The organism is Glycomyces tarimensis (assembly GCF_054776215.1).
The window spans coordinates 1-3498 of the sequence record NZ_BAAHCB010000010.1 but is presented as its reverse complement, the minus strand read 5'-3'; the positions used below and the strand labels follow the sequence as shown (position 1 = coordinate 3498).

The following is a 3498-nucleotide window of genomic DNA, read 5'->3' as shown; positions in this document are numbered from 1 at the left end:
ACGTCACCGGCCGGGCCCTTCCAGGGGCTCGCAGTCGCGCAGACCTCGCGGCGCTGGTCCAGGTCCTACACAGACCTCGCAGCGCTGCTTCAGGTACTACTCATACTTCGTAGTACAGATCGAATTCGTGCGGCGTCGGGCGCAGGCGGACCGGGTCGATCTCGTTCTCGCGCTTGTAGCGGATCCACGTCTCGATGAGGTCGGGTGTGAACACGCCGCCCTCGGTGAGGAAGTCGTGGTCCGCTTCGAGGTTGTCGAGCACCCTGTCGAGGGAGCCGGGGACCTGCTCGATGTCGCCGTACTCTTCCGGGCCCAGCTCGTACAGGTCCTTGTCGACCGGCGCCGGCGGCTCGATCTTGTTCTTGATGCCGTCGATGCCGGCCATGAGCATGGCCGAGAACGCCAGGTACGGGTTGCTCGACGGGTCCGGCACGCGGAACTCGACGCGCTTGGCCTTCGCGTTCGACCCCGTGACGGGGATGCGCGTGCAGGCCGAGCGGTTACGCTGCGAGTAGACCAGGTTGACCGGCGCCTCGAAGCCCGGCACCAGGCGCCGGTAGGAGTTCACGGACGGGTTGGTGAACGCCAGCAGGCTAGGGGCGTGCTTGAGCAGGCCGCCGATGTAGTAGCGGGCGGTGTCGGACAGGCCGGCGTAACCGGTCTCGTCGTAGAACAGCGGGTCGCCGGCGGCCCACAGCGACTGGTGGGTGTGCATGCCGGAGCCGTTGTCGCCGAACAGCGGCTTGGGCATGAACGTCACCGTCTTGCCGGCCTTGGTGGCGGTGTTCTTGATGATGTACTTGAACTTCTGGACGTCGTCACCGGAGTGCAGCAGCGTCGAGAAGCGGTAGTTGATCTCGGACTGGCCCGCGGTGCCGACCTCGTGGTGGGCCCGCTCGATCGTCAGACCGGACTCGATGAGGTTGGTGACCATGGCGTCGCGCAGGTCGGCGAAGTGGTCGACGGGGCCGACCGGGAAGTACCCGCCCTTGTGGCGCGGCTTGTAGCCGAGGTTGCCGCCCTCTTCCTCGGCGCCGGTGTTCCACGCGCCCTCGATGGAGTCGACGTGGTAGAACGCCTGGTTGGCGGTGGTGTCGAAGCGGACCGAGTCGAAGATGTAGAACTCGGCCTCGGCGCCGAAGTAGGCCGTGTCGGCGATGCCGCTCCCGGCCAGGTACTGCTCCGCCTTCTTGGCGATGTTGCGCGGGTCGCGGCTGTAGGCCTCGCGGGTGAAGGGGTCGTGGATGAAGAAGTTGAGCGCGAGGGTCTTCTGCTCGCGGAACGGGTCGACGAATGCGGTGGCGACGTCGGGGAGTAGGAGCATGTCCGACTCGTGGATCTCCTGGAAGCCGCGGATCGACGAGCCGTCGAACGCGAGGCCCTCCTCCAGCAGGTCGGCGTCGAACGACGCGGCCGGGATGTTGAAGTGCTGCATGACGCCGGGCAGGTCGCAGAAGCGGACGTCGATGAACTTCACGTCGTTGTCGCGGACGTATCCGAGGAGCTCTTCTGGGCTGGAAAACACGAAGGTGTTCCTCTCGGTAGGTATGAAGCTGATACTCGGCTCGCGAAGCCATGGCGAAGCTCGCGAGCCATGAATGGCCACGCCATGGAACGGGCACCGACGTCGCTGTCGACACCGAAGGTGTTAGACGAAACGCTATCCGCGATCAGTTGCCTCAGCGTAAATCAAATGTTTCATGCGTGTTACCTGAGTGTCGGGAGAATGCCCCGTGCGACGGTGAGCGCATGTCCGTGCGTGTCGGCGGCGGAGGACACGGGCTTGCACCGCCCGTTGCCTACGGCAAGAGCGAACCCCGTGGAGATGACCTCCGCGGGGTTCGCGTGTTCGTCGGCTACTTGATCGGATTGCCTGTGAGCGTCGTTCCGCTGAGGTGGACCGCGATGTCGCCGTTCATGATGCCGCTCGGTACCGGTGCGCCCTCAGGCAGGTCCGAGACCTCGGGCTCGCCTCCGACGGGGATGGTCACCAGTTCGTCGCTTGGGGCGTCCCCTTCGACCGCTCCATAGGCGTTGCCGTCGTCGTCGACCGCTCGCAGCTCGACCGTGCGCTGCCCGTCTCCGCCGCCGAAGCACCGGCCGCCGGTCGCCGACATCCAGATGGATTCATGGACGACGTACTCGCCGTTCGGACTGTTGCGGGCGACGTCGGTCGTACCGTCAGTGTGCGAATAGTCGGAGCAGCTCAATTCGTAGACGATTTCGCCGGTTTCGACCGCTACCACGTAGTAGGCGAGGTCGGCGAGCGCGCCATGGGTCACCTGGACGGCGAGCAGACCCTGCCTGTGGTCCACCGCGAGGACGTCCATACCGCTGATCTCCGGCTGTTCGATGCCCGGGAGCTCACTCAACGTCCCGGCCTGGGTGTTGAGGTTATTGCCCTTGTCCAGCCAGAACGGTGCTCCTCGGACGAGGCCCGCGTCAGTGACGCGGAAGTACTCGGCTTCCACCTCGATGACCTCGCCCTCCTCGGTGACGAAGCCGATCCCGTCGTCTCCGTGAAAGACGATGCTCCCGAAACTGGTGAATTCGGGGGAGTCGGGGAACTCGATCTCGGCGACGACCGAGCCGTCCTCGATCGACAGCAAGGTCAGCTCGGTGACGGTCTGAGCCTCGTCAAGGCCCGATGCCTCGATCTCTGCATGCTCCAGGATGGCCACCGTCTCTTCGAGCACCGCGACCGGGATGTGCTGGGGGTATTCGTGTTCGGAGAGGTCATAGGTCCAGGCTTCGTCGCCGTCGGGCGTGTAGGCCTGGATCACGCGGGCCACGTCGGGGTACAAGCGGTCCACTACGACCCGATCGGGCCGTACGGTCACCGTCGACTCGCCCGGACCGACATCGACGCTCCAGACGGCCTCACCGAAGGGCTCGCCGACGGGGAAGGCGGCCACGGCCGCTTCGGCGGCCTCGGTGGTCGTCTCCACGGAGGGACCGTCGGCTTCCGGGGTGCTCGCGTCGTCATCGGCTCCGCCGCCGCAAGCGGTGAACGCGAGCAGCGACACCGCCAGCGCGCCGATCAGAGGGGTCGGGCGTCCGGCTGTTCGGATGGTCATCGTCGTGCTCCCTATAGAAAACGGCACTTCGTAGTGGTGTGCGGGTCGTTGAGCAGGAGAGGTGCATGGCAGGGACACGCCGCTTGTCGCAGAGGCTCCCGGGTTGCGGAAACTCGGGATCCGCAAGGGGCGTACCGAACAACAGGGTATGGGCGGGAAACCTGGGGCTCGACGGGACGGTGGTCGAAGGTGTCGTGATCGACGATGCGGCCGGTGGTTCGGTTCGTCCGACCTCGCCCGTAGCCGGACCGTTCCCCGCGGGCCGTAAGTCGCGAATCTCCCTCCCTTCCGAGTCGAGAGGAGGTCGACCACGGCGCGTCATATCGTCTGGATTTGACCGAACCCACTGCTCAAGGCACTGAGAGGGAGTCTGATCCCGAAAGGTCGGGATCTGAGAGATGCCCGTAACTGAGGGGCGGGA

At 65.5% G+C, this 3498-nt stretch carries 2 protein-coding genes; both read right to left on the bottom strand.

Going from position 1 to position 3498, the window contains the following annotated elements:
• Nucleotides 1–100: 100 nt before the first annotated feature.
• Nucleotides 101–1525, bottom strand: a complete 1425-nt coding sequence (glnA, locus tag ACYVK3_RS10015; RefSeq protein ID WP_460497163.1) for a type I glutamate--ammonia ligase — start codon at nt 1523–1525, stop codon at nt 101–103.
• Nucleotides 1526–1856: 331 nt separating this feature from the next.
• Complete coding sequence (locus tag ACYVK3_RS10010) at nt 1857–3077, bottom strand: hypothetical protein (protein WP_460497162.1); 1221 nt, start codon at nt 3075–3077, stop codon at nt 1857–1859.
• Nucleotides 3078–3498: the final 421 nt, after the last annotated feature.